Below are 21414 nucleotides of genomic sequence, written 5' to 3' on the forward strand. Positions count from 1 at the left end.
CCAAAAACCGGGCTCTGACCCCGGTGTCATTCATAGCGGAGCGCGTCGATCGGGTCGAGCCGCGCCGCCTGGCTGGCCGGCACGACGCCGAACACGACCCCCACCGAGCCCGAAAACAGCACCGACAGCGCCACCGCCCACCACGGCACGACGGCCGGCGGGAAATCGGGAATCATGGCGGCGATCGCCACGCCCAGCGCGTAGCCGATCACGAGGCCCAGCAACCCGCCCAGCAGCGACAGGGTGACGGCCTCGATCAGGAATTGCAGCAGGATGTCGCGGCTGCGCGCGCCGATCGCCTTGCAGATGCCGATCTCGCGGGTGCGCTCCTTCACCGACACCAGCATGATGTTCATGATGCCGATGCCGCCCACCAGCAGCGCGATGCCGACCACGCCGCTCATCACCAGCGTCACCGTGCTGCTCAACTTGTCGAAGGACTTCGCGATCTGGTCGGCCGATTCGATCTCGAAATCGTCCGGCTCCTCGGCCTTCAGGCGGTGAGCCTGGCGCATGACCATGCGGATGTGGGTGCGGGTCGCGTCCAGCCGGCCCAGGTCGCGCACCGCGACGGTGATCTGCAGTTGCGGACGCGTGTTGTTGCCGATGATGCTTTGCCCCGTCTTGAACGGGATGATCATGTAGTTATCCTGCGACATGCCGAAGATCTCGCCCCGCTTTTCCATCACGCCGACGATCTTGAACCACTCGTTCGCGTACAGGATGAATTGCCCGACCGGGTCGGGCGGCAGGTGCAGGTCGTCGATGAGCTTCTCGCCGATCACGGCCACGCGGCGCGCGCTGGCGTCGTCGGACTCGCTGAGAAACCTGCCCAGGCGCGCGTAGCGGCCATTCACTTCCTGGTAGCTGGCCGTCGTGGCGAACACCTGGGCCGTGGCCGACAGGCCCGTGAAGCGCACTTCGGAAAAGCCGGGCGTGAACACGGGGCTCAGGTTGCGGATGCCGTCCACGCGCAGGTGCAGCTGGGCCACGTCCTCGAAATGCAGGTAGTTCACCTTGCCGCGCATGACCTCCTTGAACTCGTTGTGCGGCCGGATCGTCAGGCCGTTGCCTCCCAGGCCCTCGAACTGGTCGCTGACGCTCTTGGACAAGCCCTGGATCAGCGAGATCACCGTGATCACGGACGCCACGCCGATCACGATCCCGAGCGACGTGAGGAAGCTGCGCAACCGGTGCGCGCGGATCGACGCCAGCGCCGAGCGCAGGCTTTCGAGGAACAGGTTCATGCCGCGTCCTCCGCATCGTTTGCCGTATCCGACACGATCCGGCCGTCGCGCAACCGGATGATGCGCCGGCATTGTGCGGCGATCTCGGGTTCGTGCGTCACCACGACGACCGTCTGCCCGCCCGCGTGCAGTTCGCGGATCAGTTCCAGGATCTCCTCGCTGGTGGCCGAATCGAGGTTCCCCGTCGGCTCGTCGGCCAGCAGGATCGAGGGCTTGCCCACGAGCGCGCGGGCGATCGCGACCCGCTGGCGCTGGCCGCCCGACAGCTCGTTGGGCCGGTGGTGAATGCGCTCGCCCAGGCCCACGCGCTGCAAGGCCCGTTCCGCCAGCGCCAGGCGCTCGCGCAGCGGTATGCCGCGATAGATCAGCGGCTGCGCCACGTTGTCGAGCGCACTCGCGCGCGGCAGCAAATGAAAACTCTGGAAGATGAAGCCGATCTCCTCGTTGCGCACGCGCGCCAGCTCGTCGCCGGACATGGTCGCGACCTCGCGCCCGTTGAGCCAGTACGCGCCGCTGCTGGGGCGGTCGAGGCAACCGACGATGTTCATCATGGTCGACTTGCCGGACCCGGACGCGCCGATGAACGCCACGAACTCGTTGGCGCGGATGTGCAGGTCCACGCCCTGCAGCGCGTGCACGGTCTGGTCGCCCATCTGGTATTGCCGGGTCACGCCTTCCAGCCGGATCACGGGTGGGCTCCATCGGCGGGATTGACGTCGGCGACCTTCACCTCGGCCTTCTTCGCCGTCACCGCATCGCCGTCGTGCAGCTCGCGCAGCAGGCGCGCCGGGCCCACGGCGATCGTCTGGCCGGCCGCCAGGCCCTTCGTCACTTCCTGGTTGGCGTCGTCGGACAGCCCCAGCTCCACCGTGGTCTTTTTCACCTTCCCGTCCTGGACGACGAACACGTAACTGGCGTTCTTGACCTTGTCCTTGGCGCCCGGGATTTCCTCGCTCATCACGGCCTGGATCGGCACCGCGGCCCGCGCCGCGCCGTTGCCGACGACGATCTCGACCCGGCACGTCATTCCGGAGCGCAGCGCCAGCTTGGTGTCGGGCAGGTGCAGCTTGACGACATAGCTGCGGCCCTGGCTCTGCGCGCCCAGCGTGTTCCGGGGCGCCATGGCCACGCTCTCGACGCTGCCCGTCACCGGCTGGTCGGGGAACGCGGCCGGGAACACCCTGGCCTGCTGGCCGACCGCGACGCGCGCGATGTCCGCCTCGTCCACGTTCACTTCGGCCATGATCGAACCGACGTCGGCGATCGTCATCAGGGACGATCCCGCGATGCCTGTCGCGCTGGCGACGGCGGTCTCGCCGATCTTGATCGGCACGGCCGTCACGGTGCCGTCGATGGGCGCGCGCACCTCGGTCTTGGCCAGGTGCTCGCGCGACTGCGACAGCAGCGCGCTCGCCTGTTCGAGCGATTCGCGGCTGGCTCGCACCTCCACCTTGGCCAGGTCCATCTGGTGCACGGCGTCGTCGTATTTCGAGATGTCGATGTACTTCGCCTTGTACAACTGGCCCGTGCGGTCCAGGTTGCGCTGCTGGTTGGCGAGATTGATCTGGGCGCGCTCGATGGCGATCGCCGCATTGCGCCGGTTGGCTTCCTGCTGCGCCACCTCGGCCTGGTACACGGTCGGATCGAGCCGAAGCAGGATCTGCCCGCGCTCGACCTTGTCGCCCTCCTTCACCAGCACGCCGGACACCTTGCCGATCACCTCGGCCGACAGCTGCACCTCCTGGCGGAACACGAGGTTGCCCGTGGCGAGGATCGACGGATGGATCGCCAGCTTCTGCACGGCCGCCAGCTCGGCCTCGCGGCGCGTCGGCTTGCCCGCGAACTTGATCGCCACCGGGACGAGGAAGAACGCCGCGACCACGGCCGCGCCTATCGCTTTCTTGTTCATGCGCTTACCCGATGAAGGCGATCTTCGCGGCCCAGATGCCGTAGATGAGCGCATACGGCAGCACGGCGACCGTCACGCAGGCCGCGGTCGAACGCCCCGTCCAGGCCTTCAGGCCGATCGCGGCCAGCGCGATGGCCCACAGCGACGTCAGGTCGAGATTGGTGGCAAAGCCGAACCAGGGGTTCGACATCGGCACGTGCAGCAGCAGGTAGTTGAGCGACACCATGTTCATGTCTTCCGGCGCCAGGCGGCCGCCCGACGTCACAATCTGCAGCGCCGACAGCGGCAGCGCCAGCAGGCGCGGGATGCTGGTCCAGACGGCGAAGCCGAACCACTTGCCGTAGCCGATGCCGGTCCCCATCACCTTGGCCGCCAACAGGTAGTACAGCGCCGCCAGGGCGCACAGGACCGGTGCGCCCAGCACGGCGCCGGCGCCGGAGCTCCACATCATCGTCTTCGGCGTGAGGAAATGCTCCAGCGCGGCCCGCTCCTCCGGCTTGATGGACCCGCGCGCCGCCAGCATGTGCTCGCGGAACCAGGAAAAATCGAGCGTCGAGATGTACCAGTACGAGACGCCCAGCGTCAACACGACGAGCAGCAGCAGCGGCACCCACGGGCGCGGCTTGTCCTTCAACCGTGCAAACGTGGGCGACGGTGCGAGGATGACGTTACCGATATCGAAGAATGCCTGCGTGGCCATGTTGTGACTCCCTAGTTATTGTCACCGGCAGCGCCCGCTGCTCAGCTGCCAGTAGTCTAGGGGATTCGCGCCACGGAAAACTCACCAATTGTCATCACAAAATCGTCCACGCGGCAGCAAAGACCGCGTCTTCACTCTGGGGCGGCGCGCAGTCGTTTACGCGGTGCTTGCACGGCGCGCGCATCTTTATACGCGGCGTTTACATCCCCCTCCAGCAGCGCCAGCGCCTGCTCCCGCGCCGTCGCCCGCAACGATGCGCGCAGCACGGCATCGTCCGTCGTGCGCGCCAGCACCATGCCGCCCACGCACAGCGCCACGATCGCCTGCGCGCGCCGGTCGCCGTCGGGTTCGTGCGCGAGCGCGCCCGCGTACACCTGCACGAGGTTGCGGATCAGCTGCGTGTACGCCTTCTGCGGCGACAGTCCCGCGCGCGCCACGTCGCCCGGCAATGCATACAGCGGACAATGCGCCTCGATGTTGTCGAACACTTCGTCGCTCAGGTAGATGTCGACCAGCATGCGCGCCAGCTCGCGCGGTTCGGGCGGCGGCGTGTCCTCGAGATCGGGCCGGAACGGGTTGCAGGTGCTGAAGCTGGCGACGGCCGCCGCATACAGCTCGTCCTTGCTGTCGAAGTGGTGATAAAAGCCGCCGCGCGTCAGGCCCGCCTCGGACATCACGCGGTCGATCGAGACCTGTTCGAAGCCATGGCGGTTGAACAGCCGGCGCGCCGCATGCACGATGCGTTCGCGGGTCTGGGCCTTGTGTTCGCTACTGTAGGGCATCTCGCATCTCCTTTCGAGAACGGCATTATGCGCGCATCCACATTATGTTCTTGAACATATTTTGGACCGGCGTAAGCTCTCGTCATTCACCCCAAGGAGACGACCGATGCCTACCCTGACCACCTTCCGTTCCGTTCCTTCGTTTGCCGTCGGCCACGTGCGCGACCTGCGTGTGCGCTGGGCCCTCGAGGAAGCCGGCCAACCCTACGACATGCGCCTGATCGGCTTCGAGGACAAGGACTCGCCCGCGTATCGCCGCGAGCAGCCGTTCGGCCAGGTGCCCGTGCTGCAGGACGGCGACCTGACGCTGTTCGAATCCGGCGCGATCCTGCTGCACCTGGGCGAGCGTCATCCCGTCCTGCTGCCGCGCGATCCGGTCGAACGCGCCAACGTCACGATGTGGACGTTCGCCGCCCTGAATTCGGTCGAACCGTATCTGGGCAACCTCGCCAACCTCGTCGCGTTTTCCATGGACCAGCCCTGGGCCGCCGCGCAGCGCCCGGTGCTGGAAGAGATCGCGCTGAAGCGCCTGGGACAGGTGGACGCGTGGCTGGACGGCCGCGATTACCTGGCCGGCGATTTCAGCGTGGCCGACATCCTCATGACGACCGTCGTGCGCCTGCTCGACGGCATGGGCTATGTCGAGCGCTTCGCGCGCCTCGCTGCCTGGCGCGACCGCTGCACGGCCCGTCCGGCGTACCGCAAGGCGCTGGCGGACCAGGTGGCGCAGTTCGCGGCGGCGCCCATGGCGGCATAGGTTTTTACGCCACCGTTGCGGGCGCGCCCGATCTTTATACACCGCGTTTACGCCCGCCCCGCTACGCTGATCTCGTCATCATTCGTCGAAAGGACGTCATATGTTCGAGATCATCGCCGTCGCTGCCGCGGGGCTGCTCGCCGTCGCCATGCTGGTGTTCGTGCGCAGCTGCGTGGTCTACATCCCCAACGACAAGATCGGGGTCGTGGAAAAGAAATGGTCGGGCCGGGGCTCCGTGCGCGCCGGCTTCATCGCGCTGCAGGGCGAGGCGGGCTTCCAGCCGGACTTGCTGCGCGGCGGCTTCCACTTCTTCGCGCCGTTCCAGTACCGGGTGCACCGCGAGAACCTCGTGACCATCCAGCAGGGCACCCTCGCCTACGTGTTCGCGCGCGACGGCCTGCCGATGGCGCCGAGCCAGAACCTCGGCTGCAACAAGGTCGCCGCCGATTTCACCGACGTCGCCGCGTTCCTCGCGCAAGGCGGCCAGAAAGGCTTGCAGCGCAAGATCCTGCGTGAGGGCACGTATGCCATCAACCTCGCGCAATTCGTCGTGCTGGCCGAGGACCGCGTGTACGCACTGGCGCTGCCGGGCGACGCCAACGTCGATGCCAAGGGCGGGATCGGCGGCATCCTCGCCGCCGTCCACGACGACCTCGTCGCCCGCGGCGGTTTCCGCCCGCTCGTGATCCGCGAGGACAAGCTGGCGGTCGTCACGACGCACGAGGGCCAGTCGCTGCCGGAAGGGACGATCGTCGCCCCCATCGTCGGCGCCGATCCGGCCGACGCGGCGCGCTACCACCACGATTACCAGAACCCGGAAACGTTCATCGACGCCGGCGGCTACAAGGGCCGCCAGCTGCAGGTGCTCGTCGAAGGCACGTATTACCTGAACGCGCGCTTCGCGTCGTGGGAGATCGTGCCGAAGACCGAGGTGCCGGTGGGCTTCGTCGGCGTCGTCGTGTCGTACACCGGCAAGGCCGGCACGGACCAGACAGGCGACGACTACCGCCACGGCGAGCTCGTGGCCACCGACGAGAAAGGCGTGCAGGCGACGCCCCTCCTGCCCGGCAAGTACGCGCTGAACCCGTACGCGAAGCGCGTGATCGAAGTGCCGACGACGAACTTCATCCTGAAATGGCAGGCCGGCGCCATCGGCTCGCATGAGCTGGACAAGCATCTGTCCGAAGTCTCGCTGATCACGAAGGATGCGTTCGAGCCGGACCTGCCGCTGTCGGTCGTCGTCAACATCGACTACAAGATGGCGCCGCTCGTGATCCAGCGCTTCGGCGACATCCGCAAGCTGGTCGAGCAGACCCTCGATCCGATGGTCGCCGCATATTTTAAAAACGTCGGCCAGCGCAAGACGCTCATCGAGCTGCTGCAGGAACGCTCGGACATCCAGGAACGCGCGATGGCGGAAATGCGCCGCAACTTCGAGGGCTATAACCTGACCCTGAACGAAGTCCTGATCGGCACGCCGCGCGCCAAGGAAGGCGACACGCAGATCGAGACGATCCTGCGCCAGCTGCGCGAACGGCAGGTCTCGCGCGAGCAGCTGGAGACCTACCGCACCAAGGAAGCGGCCGCGCAGCAGGAACGCATCCTGCGCGAAGCGGAGGCGCGCGCCAAGCAGCAGACGTCGATCACGGAATCGGAACTCGCGGTGCGCATCGCCGAGAACCAGGGCAGCGCCGCCGTGCAGAAGGCCATCAAGGCGGCCGAGGAAGCGCGCCAGAACGCGGCCGGCGCCGCCGACGCCAAGCGCCGCCTGGCCGAAGCGGAAGCGTTCCAGCTGGAAGCCGTCGGCCAGGCGCAGGCCAAGGCGACGGAACTGAACGTGGCGGCCTACGGTGGGCCGGAACTCCAGTTCCAGCAGACCGTCCTGCTGCGCTTCGCCGAAGCGATCGAGCGGGGCCAGGTGGCGCTCGTGCCGTCGATCCAGGTGGGCGCGAGCGACGGCCGCGGCACGGCGCTCGACGCCTTCCTGGCGCTGGCCGTCAAGCAGCAGATGGCGGCGCCGGCACCAGCGGTATCGTAGGCCTCTCGCGCCGGCGCGCGAAGTCGGACGCGATGCCGGCGCGGATTGATTCCAGCCTGCGCCCGTCGCGGTACAGCAGGTTGTAGCTCTCGAACGGGACGAGGCGGCCGTCCGGCAGCGCGAAGTGGATGCACGATTTCTTCAGCGCGCGCACGTCCAGCGAATACGCGTCCATGAACTGCACGATCAGCACGCGGAACACGTTGTCGTAACGGAGCGCGGACGGCGCGCTGATCAAGGGCAGGCAGCACATCAGCTCGGACAGGCAGTTGGCCTGCGATTCCGGCGAGTGGTTCGTCGAGAACAGTTTGAATACCTGGTCCTTCACGACGTTGCGCATCCCCGCATCGCGCTCGAACACGATCGTGTTGCCGCTGCCTTCGACGAGCGCCTGCGGATCGAGCCAGCGCGTGAGCGGCACGGTGCCCTGCTCCGTCTTGATCGCATAGGCCATCGCCAGCGTGTCCGGGTTGCAGGGCACCGGCACGACGTCTTCCAGCGTGAACAGGCGGCTCTGCTCGGCGATGCGGCGGCGGATCTCGGACACCGTCAGGCGGTGCAGGCGCGGGTCGTACCCTTCGACGCGGCCGGCGTCCTGGATCGGCTGCAGGGTCACGCCGCGCACGCACGGCTGCTGCAGCGCGAAGTCGATGATGTCGCCGATCTCGCCGTCGTTCAGGCCCTTCTTGAGCGTGACGACGAGCGTCGTCGACAGGCCGGCTTCATTGAGGTTGTCGAGCGCCTGGCGGCGGATGCGCGTGAGGTCCGCGCCGCGCAATTCGCGGTGGACTTCCGCGCGCAGCGAATCGAATTGCAGGTAGACCTCGACGCCGGGCGCATAGCCGGCCAGGCGCCGCACGAAAGCCTTGTCCTGCGCGAGCACGATGCCGTTCGTGTTGACCATCACGTGCTTGATAGGGCGCGCCTTCGCGGCATCGAGGATGTCCCAGAACCGCGGGTGCAGCGTGGGTTCGCCGCCGGACAACTGCATCACGTCGGCCTCGCCCTCGTTGGCGACGACGGCGTCGAGCATGCGGATGACGTCTTCCAGCGGGCGATGCCGTTCGCGGTGCGTGCCGCTCTCCGCATAGCACACGGGGCAGTTCAGGTTGCAGTTGTCCGTGATCTCGACGACGGACAGGCACGAGTGCTGCATGTGGTCGGGGCACAGGCCGCAATCGTACGGGCAGCCGTATTCCATCTTCGTGTTGAACTGTTGCGGCATCTCCGGGTGCTTGACGAAGACTTCGCGGCACAGCCGGTAGTAGGCGACGTCGTCGCTGACGAGCACGCGTTCAAGGCCGTGCGCGCCGCACCACTTGTCCATGTAGACCTTGTCGTCCTTGAACACGATCTTCGCTTCGGCCGGGTGCAAACAGGTCGAGCACACGGAGGTCGTCGTGTCGTAGAACAGGTAGGGGCGGGATTTGCGGCTCATGGCAGTTCCTTGCGCGGCGGCGCCGGGTAGTCCCGTTCGGACGCGGCGACCTGGCGGCGCAGGTCGGCGGCCAGGCGCCCGGCGGCGGCGACCGTGTCCGCCGGCAGCGCGGCCGTGGCTTCGGCGATGGCCTTCGCGTCGCCGGTCAACGTCAGCAGCGCCAGCGTCTCGGTGCGCTCCACAGGCTTGATGTATTTGGACTCGGCCTGCGACGCAAGATACCCGGCGTTCGCACCGCCGCAATGCAGGATGCCGCGCGCCCGCCAGAGCAGGGATTCGTCGGGCAGGCCGGCGACGCCGAGCATCTGCCCTGCCCTCTGCGCCGGCTCGACGTAGTACATTCCCGGCCCGGGCCGGTACGAGCAAGCCTTCGTGGCCGCACGCTGCAGCAGCGCGATGCCGCGCGTAAGCTCGCGTGGATCGGGCGGAAAACGTCGGGGCACGTGCAGCAATACCGCCGACCCGGTCAGGATCTCGCCCAGCATCGCCTGGGCCATGCCGTAGTCCTGTGCGGCGGCCTGCTCCAGCAGGGCCAGCGCGCGCGGCGCGTCGTCCTGCCTTCGGTCCGACGCCGACACCAGCGCATAGGCGAGCGCGGTGCGCGCCGCCGGATCGCCCGCCGCGGCTGCCGGCGCCAGCTCGGCGATGCGACGCTGGCGTGCCTCCTCCGCGTCGCGCTGCTGGCGCTCGTAGCGGTTCTTGTTGACCGCGTCGATGGCGACGCAGCCGGTGCCGCCGATGAATGCGAGGGCGAGGATCAGCATCCCGCCGCGCGCGCGGGAATCGGATAAAAACGTCATGTGCGGGCAAGCTCCCGGGATTGAAAGAACACGAACGGCAGGTAGCACGCCAGCGCCAGCACGCACACCCACTGGATGCCGGACAGGCCGAACGCATACGCATAGGCCACCGGCTTGATGCCGTCCACGAACAGGCGCCAGGCCAGGTAGGACGACAGGTACAGCTTGAACGCGAGCCCCGGACTGCGCGCGAGCGGCAGGCGCGCGCGCCACAGCAAGGCGCCCACGGCCAGCACGAACAGCATGTCGTAGACCTGCGTGGGATGGCGCGGGATGCCGTCGCCGAAATCGACGCCCCACGGCACGCTCGTGGGCACGCCGTAGGTGCCGTCGTGCAGGCCGGCCAGGAAGCAGCCGATGCGGCCGACGATGGTCCCGACGATCAGGGGCAGGATGAACTGGTCGCCCGTCGACCCGCGGAGGCCCGCGGCCTTCTTGGCGATCTCCACGCCGAGCAGGCCGCCCAGCAGCCCGCCGACGATCGACTGGCCCGACGCGATCAGGCGCCAGTCCGGATCGAGCCCGTGCCACAGGTGCGGCATCTCGATCCAGAACACGAGCTTGTTGCCGATGGCGGCGCCGAGGATGCAGCCGACGACGACGGCGAAGGAGCCCGGCTGCAGCAGCGCGGGCTGATGCGCGCGGCGGCGCTGCCAGCGGTACAGCTGCACGCCTCCGGCCAGGGCCAGCCATTCGAACACGAGGTGGACCAGCTGCGCCGTCGCGGCGGGGAGGACGGGACCGGTCATTCGGTGCCGGGCGGGCGCGTCCGCCAGAGACCGGCGACGGCCTTCCAGCATACCCAGGCGATGCCGAGGCCGACGAGCCCGAAGCCGATGAGCATGGGCGCGAAGCCCCCGGCCTCGCCCGCGCCGCGGACCAGTTCGAACAGGCCCCCGAACGTGCCGTAGGCGCCGCAGACGCCGAAGCCCACGAGCACGACGCAGAGGATGAGGGTCAGAATGCCGCGGGCGATATTGTTCATGGCAGCTCCGGAATAGTTGCCGCCATTACATCACATTACGGGGGATCAGGCCACGCCGTATTGGTGGCGATACGCCGCGACGGCGTCCTTGTACTGGGCCAGCTTCGGATCGGCCTCCAGGTAGCCGAACAGGTCGGTGAGGCTGGCGATCGAGATGACGGGGATGCCGTAGGCCTGGCTGACTTCCTGCACGGCCGACAGCGGCGACAGCACGCCGTCCTTGCCGCCCCGTTCCATGCGGTCGAGCGCGATCAGCACGGCGGCCGGCTCGGCGCCGGCGGCGCGGATCATCGCGACCGATTCGCGCACCGACGTTCCCGCCGAGATCACGTCGTCGATGATGACGACCCGGCCGGCCAGCCTGGCGCCGACGATGGTGCCGCCCTCGCCGTGGTCCTTGGCTTCCTTGCGGTTGTAGGCGAACGACGTGTTGCGGCCTTTTGCCGCCAGCGCCACGGCCGTCGCGGAGGCCAGGGTGATGCCCTTGTAGGCGGGGCCGAACAGCATGTCGAACTCGAGGCCGGAATCGAGCAGCGTCTGGGCGTAGAACTCGGCCAGCTTGCCGAGCGTGGCGCCGTCGTGGAACAGGCCGGCGTTGAAGAAGTACGGCGACTGGCGGCCCGCCTTGGTGATGAATTGGCCGAACTTCAAGACTTCGGCTTCGACTGAAAACGCAATGAACTGTTGGCGCAGATTGTCCACGACACGACCCTCGAACTGTGAAAACCGGTATTGTAATCCGCCCCGTGCGCGCCCGCGAAGCCGGCTCTCGACCAGCCGCGCGATGCGCCGCAGCCGCCGTTCGGTGCGCGGGGCCCGCAGCGACCGGCCGAGCATGGCGAGGAATGCCTCCTCGGCGCGGCCAGCCGCCTCCAGCGCGGCCGCCAGTTCCGCGTGGCGGGCCTTGGCGCGCGCGATCTCGTCCAGGCTGCGCGCCTGATCGGTGACGTCGCGCGTGAAGCAGCGGGTGTAGCGCAGGCTGCCGTCCTCGAAGCAGGCGTTCGAGCGGACGACCACGTGCCGGATCGAGCCGTCCTTGCAGCGCAGGCGCGCCGGCTCGTCGAGCACCGTTTCGCCGGCCGCGAGCCTGGCCAGCATGCCCTCGGCGACGGATGCATCGGCGTGAAAGCGGGCGACGTGGTGCCCGACGTATTCTTCCCAGCGGTAGCCGAGCATCTGCAGCTCGGCCTTGTTGGCCCACAGGATGGTGCCGTCGGCGCCGATCTGGTGCAGGCCCTCGGCCGCGTTTTCCACGATGTCGGCGAACTCGCGCTCGCGCCGGAGCAGGTCTTTTTCCGCCTGCCGGCGGCGTGCCGCCTCCGTCTGCAGCGCATGCACCTTCTGCTCCAGCCTGACCAGGTTGATGTCGACGCTCTGCCCGGGCGGCAGCGGGGCGGCGGCGTCCGCGCACGCATGGTTGTGCTCCGCGCACACCTGCCGGAACACGTGCGCCACGTCGGCCGTCGGGAACAGGCCCCACGGATACGCACAGAACAGCGAAAAATCGACCTTGCGCGCCAGCTCGTTCCACAGCCGCTCCAGATGCAGGGCCGCATCGTAGCGGCCGCGCGCGCACAGCAGCGCCATCATGTCGCCGAACACGTGCACGGGCGCGCCGCCGGCGCACGCTTCGGCCACGATGCGGCCGACCTCGTACTCGAAGCGGGTCCGGTCCGGCCAGCCGCCCGCCATCAGGCGTGCCAGCGTCGTTTCGGCGTCGAGCCACACGATGTCCCAGGACGGCGGCGCCGCCCGCCCTTCGGCGGCCGCCAGCTCGTCCAGGCGCCGGCGCAGCGCGTCGGTGTGCGCGCCGGTGGCGATCACGACGCCCCGGCCCCGCGCCCGCAATCCCCGCTCGATGAAAGACGCGACTTCGTCGAGCAGCGTGTCGCTGTCGTCGTAAAAACGGACGAAATGCCCCGTCTTGCCATGTTTGCCGGACAACAGGTCATCGGTCTTGATCAGCACTTGGGTCTCTGGTGGGTGGAAGGATGCGTTGACGCCGCGCATAGAAACATTACAAGGATGTCATTCTAGCGAGCAAAACGACAACATTCGGGCAGGTCGTAATGGTGTTGATTTGGATCAAAACACGTTACGCCCGAACTTCGCGAAGTTTCCCACCGGCACAACACCGCCACTCAGACGGTGCCGCTTCCCCCCGCCAGCCGCACCACCAGATCGGGATTGACCGGTTTCACGAGGTGCGCATCGAATCCGGCCGCGGCGCTGCGCGCGCGGTCCGCGGCCAGGCCGTAGCCGGTCAGCGCGACGAGGCGGCACGGGTGGCCGTCCAGCAGCGGACGCAGGCGGCGCGCCACTTCGTAGCCGTCGAGGACCGGCAGGCCGATGTCCAGCACGGCCAGGTCGGGCAGGAAGCCCGGTACGGCGGCCAGCGCGGCCACCGGTTCGTTGAAGACCTTCACCTCGTGGCCGTGCGCGGCGAGCAGGCGCGCCAAGGTGTCGGCGCCGTCGACGTTGTCGTCCACCAGCATGACGCGGCGCCGCTTGGCCGCCGGCGCGGGCAGCAGGCGCGGCCCGTCCGGCGCCGCGCTTGCCGCCGGCGTGCGCCGGGGCAGCAGCACGACGAACTCGCTGCCCATGCCCGGCCCGGCGCTGTGCGCTTCCACGCGGCCGCCATGCAGCTCGACGATGTTCTTGACGAGCGCCAGCCCGATGCCCAGGCCGCCCTCGGCGCGGTCGATGTCGCGCTTCCCCTGGAAGAACAGGTCGAACACCTGGGTGCGCAGTTCCGGGCTCATGCCGATGCCGGTGTCGCGCACGTCGATGCGCACGCGTGCGTCGTCCTCGCCGCGCGCGCGCAGCACGACATGGCCGCCGGCCGGCGTGTAGCGCGCGGCATTGGTCAACAGGTTCGACACCACCTGGGCCAGGCGCATCGGATCGCCTTCCCAGGCCAGTCCCGGTTCGATCTCGACGTCGAGGCGGTGGTGGTGCTGCTCCAGCAGCGGCCGCGCCATCTCGACGGCCTTGCCCAGCGGCTGGGCGAGCTCGACGCGTTCGCACTTCAGCTCCACCTTGCCGCGGGTGACGCGCGACACGTCCAGCAGGTCGTCCACCAGCCGCACCAGGTGCTGGACCTGGCGCTCGATGATCTCGCGCTCGCGCACGGAACCGGTCTCGCCGCGCATGCGGATCAGCTCCAGCGCGCTGACGATCGGCGACAACGGGTTGCGCAGCTCGTGGCCGAGCATGGCCAGGAATTCGTCCTTGGCGCGGCTGGCGGCCGTCAATTCGGCCAGCAGCTCGGCGCGCTCGGCGTGGGCCTGCTCGATCTCCTGGCGAGTGCGCACGTGCTCGGTGACGTCGACGGCAACCACGACCATGCCGCGCTCCTCGCCCTCCTCCACCGCCAGCGGCTCGACGCTGAACTTGAGGAAGCGTTCGCGCTCACGGCCGGCGGCGTCGCGCAGCAGCACGCGCAGCTCTTCCGCGCGCGCCGCCCGGCCGTTGCCGTGGGCCTGGTCGAGCAGGTGGTGGATCTCGCTGCCGCGCAGCTCCGGAAACGCCTGCAGCAACGGCTGTCCTTCGATGACGTCGCGGCCGGCCAGCTCGCGGTAGCAGCGGTTGGCCAGGCGGACGACGAAGTCCGGGCCCATCAGCAGGGCCGCCGCCACCGGGGCGTCGAGCAGCATGCGGTCGCGCTGCTCGAGCGCGATGTCGCGTTCGCGCCGCTCGGTGGCGTCGCGCGTGAAGCAGCGGGTGTAGCGCAGCCGGCCGTCCTCGAAGCTGGCGTTCGAGTGGATCAGCACGTGCTTGATCGAGCCGTCCTTGCAGCGCAGCCGCGCCGGATGGTCGTACAGCGTTTCGCCGCGCCCCAGCCGGGCGATGATGTCGTCGATGGCCGGCCGGTCGGCGTGGAATTCGGTGATGTTGCGGCCGACGTACTCCTCCCAGCCGTAGCCGAGCATCTGCAGTTCCGCGCGGTTCGCCCACAGGATGGTGCCGTCGGCGCCGACGCGGTGCAGGCCCTCGACCGCGTTCTCGACGAAGTCCGCGAGTTCGCGCTCGCTGCGGCGCAGCGCCTGTTCGTTGTCCTTGTACCGTGCCACTTCGGCGCGCAGCGCCCGCACCTCCTGCTCGAGCCGCAGGCGGCCGATATCGGCGTCGCCCTCGGCCGGCAGGACCAGCGCCGTGTCGGCGCAGGCATGGTCGTGCTGTGCGCACACCTGGCGGAAGGCTTGCGCCAGGTCGGGCGTCGGGAACGCATCCCAGGGATAGGCGCAGAACAGCGAGAACACGTGCTGCTGCGCCAGTTCGTTCCACAGCGCCTCGAGTTCGAGCGCGGCATCGTGGCAGCCGCGCGCGCACAGCAGCGCCACCATTTCGCCGAACGCATGCACGGTGGCGCCGCCGGCGCAGGCCGCGGCGACCGCGGTCCCGACCGCGGCCTCGAAGCGTGCCGGGTCCGGCCAGCCGTCGACCATGAACTGCGCCAGCGCGGCGTCGGCATCCACCCATGACACCCGCACGGCCGCCGGGCCGAGGCGCCGGCGCAGCACGTCGATGTGGTCCTGCGTGGCGATCACGATGCCCTTGCCGTCGGTGCGCACGGCCTGGCCGAGGAACGTCGCGACTTCGTCCAGCATGACGTCGCCGTCGTCGTAAAACCTCACGAAATGTCCGCTCCTGCCGTGTTTGCCCGACAGCAGATCATCGGATCTGATCAGCACGCTGGCTCCTTGTGCACAGTGAACGTGCCCGCACATCGGGCACAGCATTGGAGCTTAACATGTTGTGTGATTTTCTTAACATTTCTATCGCGCGGCACCCCATGTTGTCAGCGGTAACATCCGGCATGAATGTGTTGATACATGTCAAAACACGCTACACTGGCGCCTTATCGTGTGCGCCGCATCGCGGCTGCGCCCCGGCCCAACGCCCTTTCGTTTCTATCCATGCCAAGAATTATTTCCGCCAATTTGAACGGCATCCGTTCCGCCCACAAAAAAGGTTTCTTCAACTGGATCGCCGGCCAGGAAGCCGACTTCATCTGCGTCCAGGAGCTGAAAGCCCAGCAGGCCGACATGACCGAGGAATTCCTCGCGCCGCACGGCTACCACGGCCATTTCCACTATGCCGAGAAGAAGGGTTACTCTGGCACGGGCGTCTACAGCCGCACCAGGCCGGACGCCGTCAAAACGGGCTTCGGCTGCGTCGAATTCGACAACGAAGGCCGCTATACCCGCGCCGACGTGGGCAATCTGACCGTCATTTCCGTGTACTGCCCGTCCGGCTCGTCGTCGCCGGAGCGCCAGGAAGCCAAGTTCCGCTTCATGGAAGTGTTTCTGCCGCACCTGCAGGAGCTAAAGGCCGAAGGCCGCGAGATCGTGATCTGCGGCGACTGGAACATCGCGCACAAGGAAATCGACCTCAAGAACTGGAAGGGCAACCAGAAGAATTCGGGCTTCCTGCCGGAAGAACGCGCCTGGATGACGCGCATCTTCGACGAACTCGGGCTGGTGGACGTCCATCGCGGCATCGACCAGCGCCCCGAGCAGTACACGTGGTGGAGCAACCGCGGCCAGGCGTGGGCGAAGAACGTGGGCTGGCGCATCGATTACCACGTCGCCACCCCGGGCATCGCCGCCACGGCGCACGCGGTCTCGATCTACAAGGACGAGCGGTTTTCGGATCACGCGCCGCTGATCATCGATTACGCCCTCTGATTTACCCCCCGGCGGGGGGGATTTATCGCTGAGAATGTCGTAAAAACATCAACTTACACACTTTCCGAAGATTAGGAGGTGGTTTGTTGATATGATCGTCCGCTAAGCTTTCCGTACGGAATCTTTTTCCACGGCGCCAAAAACTGTCCGCGAACGATCATGACCACTCAGCCCACCGCCCCGACCACCACCGCCCCCGCCACCGCGAGCCTCACGCCGCCGATCCTGCAACCCGGCATCAAGGCACTCGGCACGGCGCGCGACATGAGCATCGTCATGGATTTCAACACGGCGATGGCGGCCGGCAACGGCACGATCATCGTCACGGACGGCGCCGTGCAGACCGTGATCGACCGCGCGACCGGCCTGCCCACGATGCGCGTGGTCGGCGCGACCGACACCCACACGATAGCCGCGTCCAGCCTCGTCATCGACGGGGCCGAGGTCACGCTGCACGTCACGAACCTGCTGCCCGGCCACAAGTACAGCGTCGTGATGGGCGCGGACGCGCTGCAGTCGAGCGACCACGTGGCGTTCGGGGGCGTGCGTTCCACATCGCTGCTGTCGTTCCCCACGCCGGCCGCCGGCCCGACGCTCGTCGCCGCCGGTTCGGACGGCGGCATCCTCAAGGCGGACGGCAGCATCGCCGTCACGCTGAAGTTCTCGGAAGCCGTGACGAACCTGCCGCTGGGCGCCCTCGACGCGCCGCACGCGGCCGTCACCGGCGCCACGACGGCCGACGGCGGCATCACCTGGGTGGTGCACCTGGGGGCGCCGGCGGGCGCCACCACGGCCGCCGGCAACGTCCTGACCCTGGACATGAGCCAGCTGGTCGGTACGTCCGGCTACCACGGCAGCGGCACGGGCACCCTGGCCACCTACGCGGTCGACACCCAGGCGCCGACGGCCAGCGTCGCGCTGGACGGCACGCTGCTCGCGTCCGGCCACGACGCCGTCGCAACGATCCATTTTTCCGAAGCCGTCACCGGCCTCACGCCGGCCGCCCTGAGCGCCGGCCACGCGACGGTCTCGAACCTGCACACCTCCGACGGCGGCACGACCTGGCTCGCCACGCTGAGCGGCAATGCCGCCACGACCGCGGGCGACAACGTCCTCGCCGTCGACCTGACCCAGGTGCGCGACCTGGCCGGCAACGCGGGCAGCGGCACCGCCGCCTCGGGCAGCTACACGGTCGACACCCAGGGGCCGACCGCCAAGCTGGAACTGAGCGGCGGCGTCCTGCACACGGGCGGCACCATCGGCCTGACGCTGCATTTCAGCGAAGCCGTGACGGACCTGACGCCGGCCGCCCTGCATGCCCCGGGCGCGACGCTCGGCAACCTGCAGCACTCGTCCGATTACCTGACGTGGACGGCCACGCTCACCCCGCAGGCCGGCGTCACCGACACGACCAACGCGGTCAGCCTCGACCTCGCCCAGATCCATGACGCGGCGGGCAATGCCGGCAGCGGCAGCACGTTTTCCGGCAACTACGCCGTCGACACGCAGGCCCCGGACACGGTCGCCATCGCCCTCGACGGCGCCGTCCTCGGCGGCGCGCGGAGCATCCACGCCACGTTCACGTTCGCGGAAAGCCTGCAGGACCTGCCGCTGGCCGCGATCAGCGCGCCGCACGCGAACGTCGCCGACCTCAGGTCGAACGACGGCGGCAAGACCTGGACGGCGACGCTCACCCCCAACGGCAGCGGCACCTGGGCCGACAATGCCGTCAGCGTCGACCTGACGAAGGTTGTCGATTTGGCCGGCAACAGCGGCAACGGCACCGGAACCGGCACGGCGTACACGGTCGACACGCAAGGCCCGGCCGCCACGCTGACATTGGCCGGCAGCGACCTGACGATCCGCTTCAACGAAGCCGTGACGGACCTGACGGCGGCCGCCCTGCAGGCGCCCGACGCGACGCTCGGCAACCTGCAGCACTCGTCCGACTGGCTGACGTGGACGGCGACGGTGACGCCGCAGGGCGATAACGGCGGCAATACCGCCAGCCTCGACCTCGCGCAGGTGCACGATGCCCTCGGCAACACGGGCAGCGGCATCATCACGACGTCCGCGGTCGACGTCACGCCGCCCACCGTGATGGACATCCTGTTCGACGACACCACGATCGGCCAGGCGCACGGCATCGGCTTCACGATCACGTTCTCGGAAAGCGTGAGCGGCCTGACGGCGGCCGCGCTGCAGGCCCCGCATGCCGACGTGAGCGGGCTCGCGACGCTCGACGGCGGCAGGACGTGGACCGGCATGCTCACGGCCGCCGCCGGCGCGACGAGCAGCATCGACAACGCGCTCGCGGTGGACCTGACCCAGGTGCACGACGCGGCCGGCAACGCGGGCACGGGCACCGCGACGTCGGTGTCGCATTACGGCCTGAACATGGAGCCCGTCGGCGCCACGGTCGACCTGGATGGCGCCGCGCTGGTCAACGGCGCCAGCGTCGCCGTCACGATCCACTTCTCGGCACCGGTGGCGGCACTGGACGCCGCCGCCATCAGCGCGCCGCACGCCACGCTCGCCGACCTGCACCACTCGGCCGACAACCTGACCTGGTACGCGACCTTGTCCGCGGCCGACGCCGGCGTCGTCGACGGCACCAACGTCGTCAGCGTGGACCTGGCCCAGGTGCACGACACGCTCGGCAATGCGGGCAGCGGCACGGCCAGCTCGGGCAACTACACGTTCGATACGGCGGTGGCCGGGTATGTGTCCGGCATCCACGTCAACGACGCCGGCCCGTTCGCCGACGATGGCGTGACGAATGCCGGCAACGAATACGTCGAGGGCTATTTCGTCGGCTCGCTGACCGACACCCAGCACCTGCGGGTCACCTACGACGGCCAGGAAGTCGACCCGTACGGCCTGCACGTCGGCACGCCGAGCGGCGGCGTGACGGCGTGGTACTACGCGAGCGAAGCCTATATGCCGGCGGGCGTGCACACGTACACCGCGAGCATCGTCGATGCCGACGGCCACGCCAGCGTGACGGTATCGAAGCAGATCACGGTCGACATGACGAACCCGCGCCTGACCGGCTCCCCCGACGGCAACGCCGCGTTCGACGTGGCGGGCAACCTCGTCCTCACGTTCGACAAGGCCGTGTACTGGACGAACGGCGAGGGCGCCTACGACGGCCTGCAGCTGTACGACCACGACGGCGCCAGCACCTATCTCGACCTGGCGGACGGCGACTTCTCGAGCGACCACAAGACCATCACGCTCACCGCCGACGAGCTGCACCTCGGTTCGGGCAACGACTATACCCTCTACCTGCCCTACTCGCTGACCGACCTGGCCGGCAATCAGGTGGCGTACGAAAGCATCGTGTTCCACACGGCCGGCACCTACGTCGACGTGACGCCGCCGTCGGCGACCGGCCTGGCGGCAGGCAGCGGCGGCGTGTACGGCATCGGCTCGACCATCGACATCAGCGTGACGTTCAGCGAACCGGTCAACGTGGCCGGCGACGGCACGCCCGTCCTCCTTCTCGACAACGGCGCCACGGCCACGTTCGTGAACACCAGCGCGGACCGGCGCTCCGCCGTGTTCGAATACAAGGTGGCGGCCGGCGACCAGGATGTCGCCGGTCTCGACATCGCCAACAGGGCCGACCTGGCCGGCCATTTCGCCGACGATGCGGGCCACCTGCTCGACCAGGCGCACATCACGTTCGGGTACCTGCTCGACGGCGACGGCTACGGCCACTCCATCCAGATCGATGCGCATGCGCCCGACGCCCCGCCCGCGCCGCACCTGGCCGCCGGGTCGGACACGGGCACCGTGGGCGACGACGTCACGAGCATCATGGCGCCCACCATCACCGGCAGCGGCGCCGAAGCGTGGGCCAGGATCGACCTGTACGCGGGCGACCACCTGGCCGGCAGCGGCCAGGCCGACGGCAGCGGCAACTGGGCCATCGATTCCGTCGTGCTGGGCACCGACGGCATCTATTCGCTGACGGCCATCCAGTATGACAACGCGAACAATGCCAGCGCACCGTCGCAACCGCTGGCGGTCACCGTCGCCGACGCGGCGATCGCGATGACGAGACTGGACGCGGACGTCGACAACGGCCTGTCCGCCACCGACAACATCACGAGCCTCACCAGGCCCGGGTTCACGGGCACCGTGGCCGCCGGCACGACGGTGACCGTGTGGGACGGCAGCACGGTGCTCGGCTCGACCACCGCCGGCGGCGACGGCGCCTGGCATTTCGCGCCGGGCTGGGACCTGGCGAACGGCCAGCACACGATCACGCTGGAACTGGCCGACGCCAACAACAACGTGACGCCGCGCGAGCTGTCGGCGCCGTACACGTTCACGATCGACGCCGTCGCCCCCTACGCGCCCGGCACGCCGCTGCTGGCCGCAGGCAGCGACACCGGCGTCTCGGCCAGCGACGGCATCACGATGGACACGACGCCCACCCTGGCCGGCACCGCGTTCGAGGCCGGCGGCAAGGTCGAGGTGTACGACGGCGACACGCTGCTGGGCAACGCCGACGTCGGCACCGACGGCGCCTGGTCGTTCACGCCCGGCGCCAGCCAGGCGCTCGCGGACGGCGTACACACGCTCACCGCGCGCCAGGTGGATGCGGCCGGCAACCGGAGCGCCGCTTCGGCGCCGCTGTCGATCACCGTCGACACGACGGCGCCGACCATCACCGTGAGCCAGTCGTACACGAAATCGTCGGCGAACTGGCACAGCCTGGAATTCAGCGAACACGTCGTATTCGTGAAGAACAGCGCGATCGACGTGCTCGACGGCCTCAACGTCGGCAAATCGCACCATGCGTGGGACCTGACCAACTGGGACATCACGACGAACGCGCAGGGTGTGCAGAACACGCTGGAACTCAACCTCGGCACGCTGAACGGCAGCTTTCACCTGGCGGTGGCGGACAACGCGATCCAGGACGTGGCGGGCAACGTCGCCATCATCGGCACCTCGAGCTTCTCGGTCGGATTGGCCTGACGGGCGCAGGGAACCTGTCCCGGTTCGGGGGTATCCCGTTTTCGCACGCGTCCGCGTGGGCACGGGGTGCCCACCC

The 21414-nt window shown here is 68.4% G+C and carries 15 protein-coding genes and 1 pseudogene; 4 read left to right on the plus strand and 12 right to left on the minus strand.

The genetic code is table 11. The features are described 5' to 3' along the window. Positions 1-26: 26 nt before the first annotated feature. From ASC93_RS23345 to ASC93_RS23365, 5 genes are all read right to left on the minus strand, one after another. Complete coding sequence (locus ASC93_RS23345; RefSeq protein WP_056448133.1) at positions 27-1247, minus strand: ABC transporter permease; 1221 nt, start codon at positions 1245-1247, stop codon at positions 27-29. Further along, entirely contained in the window at positions 1244-1936 is a 693-nt protein-coding gene (locus ASC93_RS23350; RefSeq protein WP_200958390.1) for an ABC transporter ATP-binding protein, read from the minus strand. Before ASC93_RS23350 ends, ASC93_RS23345 begins: the two co-directional genes overlap by 4 nt. Beyond that, positions 1933-3156, minus strand: coding sequence for an efflux RND transporter periplasmic adaptor subunit (locus ASC93_RS23355; protein WP_056448135.1), 1224 nt, complete (start codon positions 3154-3156; stop codon positions 1933-1935). The genes ASC93_RS23350 and ASC93_RS23355 overlap by 4 nt, the downstream gene beginning before the upstream one ends. Before the next feature lie 4 nt (positions 3157-3160). After that, the gene (locus ASC93_RS23360; protein ID WP_056448139.1) at positions 3161-3856 is read right to left on the minus strand and encodes a YIP1 family protein; all 696 of its coding nucleotides are present in this window, start codon (positions 3854-3856) and stop codon (positions 3161-3163) included. A gap of 131 nt (positions 3857-3987) precedes the next feature. After that, the gene (locus ASC93_RS23365; RefSeq protein WP_056448142.1) at positions 3988-4638 is read right to left on the minus strand and encodes a TetR/AcrR family transcriptional regulator; all 651 of its coding nucleotides are present in this window, start codon (positions 4636-4638) and stop codon (positions 3988-3990) included. 106 nt (positions 4639-4744) lie between these two features. Here ASC93_RS23365 and ASC93_RS23370 point away from each other — a divergent pair, with 106 nt between their 5' ends. Both ASC93_RS23370 and ASC93_RS23375 read left to right on the plus strand, forming a co-directional pair. Beyond that, positions 4745-5395, plus strand: a complete 651-nt coding sequence (locus ASC93_RS23370) for a glutathione S-transferase family protein (protein ID WP_056448145.1) — start codon at positions 4745-4747, stop codon at positions 5393-5395. A 100-nt stretch (positions 5396-5495) separates the two neighbouring features. Beyond that, positions 5496-7433, plus strand: coding sequence for an SPFH domain-containing protein (locus tag ASC93_RS23375; protein WP_056448147.1), 1938 nt, complete (start codon positions 5496-5498; stop codon positions 7431-7433). On the opposite strand, the gene ASC93_RS23380 is transcribed toward ASC93_RS23375, so the two are convergent. The 7 genes and pseudogenes from ASC93_RS23380 to ASC93_RS23405 all read right to left on the minus strand — a co-directional run bounded on the left by ASC93_RS23380 (position 7393) and on the right by ASC93_RS23405 (position 15350). Next, entirely contained in the window at positions 7393-8871 is a 1479-nt protein-coding gene (locus tag ASC93_RS23380; protein WP_056448149.1) for a radical SAM protein, read from the minus strand. The genes ASC93_RS23375 and ASC93_RS23380 overlap by 41 nt on opposite strands. Beyond that, positions 8868-9671 (minus strand): hypothetical protein, encoded by an 804-nt coding sequence (locus ASC93_RS23385; RefSeq protein ID WP_056448151.1) that lies wholly within the window; start codon positions 9669-9671, stop codon positions 8868-8870. The genes ASC93_RS23380 and ASC93_RS23385 overlap by 4 nt, the downstream gene beginning before the upstream one ends. Continuing rightward, positions 9668-10420, minus strand: a complete 753-nt coding sequence (locus ASC93_RS23390) for a prolipoprotein diacylglyceryl transferase (protein ID WP_056448152.1) — start codon at positions 10418-10420, stop codon at positions 9668-9670. Before ASC93_RS23390 ends, ASC93_RS23385 begins: the two co-directional genes overlap by 4 nt. Further along, positions 10417-10656, minus strand: a complete 240-nt coding sequence (locus tag ASC93_RS23395; protein ID WP_056448155.1) for a hypothetical protein — start codon at positions 10654-10656, stop codon at positions 10417-10419. Before ASC93_RS23395 ends, ASC93_RS23390 begins: the two co-directional genes overlap by 4 nt. A 45-nt stretch (positions 10657-10701) precedes the next feature. Next, positions 10702-11358 (minus strand): orotate phosphoribosyltransferase, encoded by a 657-nt coding sequence (pyrE, locus tag ASC93_RS32380; protein WP_056448283.1) that lies wholly within the window; start codon positions 11356-11358, stop codon positions 10702-10704. A gap of 240 nt (positions 11359-11598) precedes the next feature. Beyond that, positions 11599-12666: pseudogene (locus tag ASC93_RS32385) on the minus strand (MEDS domain-containing protein); the annotation flags it as partial. Positions 12667-12797: 131 nt separating this feature from the next. Continuing rightward, positions 12798-15350 carry an ATP-binding protein gene (locus tag ASC93_RS23405; RefSeq protein ID WP_229412844.1) on the minus strand — a complete coding sequence of 851 codons (2553 nt, stop codon included), beginning with the start codon at positions 15348-15350 and terminating at the stop codon, positions 12798-12800. Between the two features lie 225 nt (positions 15351-15575). Here ASC93_RS23405 and ASC93_RS23410 point away from each other — a divergent pair, with 225 nt between their 5' ends. Beyond that, positions 15576-16346 (plus strand): exodeoxyribonuclease III, encoded by a 771-nt coding sequence (locus ASC93_RS23410; RefSeq protein ID WP_056448157.1) that lies wholly within the window; start codon positions 15576-15578, stop codon positions 16344-16346. Between the two features lie 159 nt (positions 16347-16505). Beyond that, positions 16506-21338: an Ig-like domain-containing protein gene (locus tag ASC93_RS23415; RefSeq protein WP_056448159.1), complete on the plus strand. Its 4833-nt coding sequence runs from the start codon at positions 16506-16508 to the stop codon at positions 21336-21338. Positions 21339-21414: the final 76 nt, after the last annotated feature.

It is taken from the genome of Massilia sp. Root335, from assembly GCF_001425685.1.
Lineage (GTDB): Bacteria > Pseudomonadota > Gammaproteobacteria > Burkholderiales > Burkholderiaceae_D > Telluria > Telluria luteola.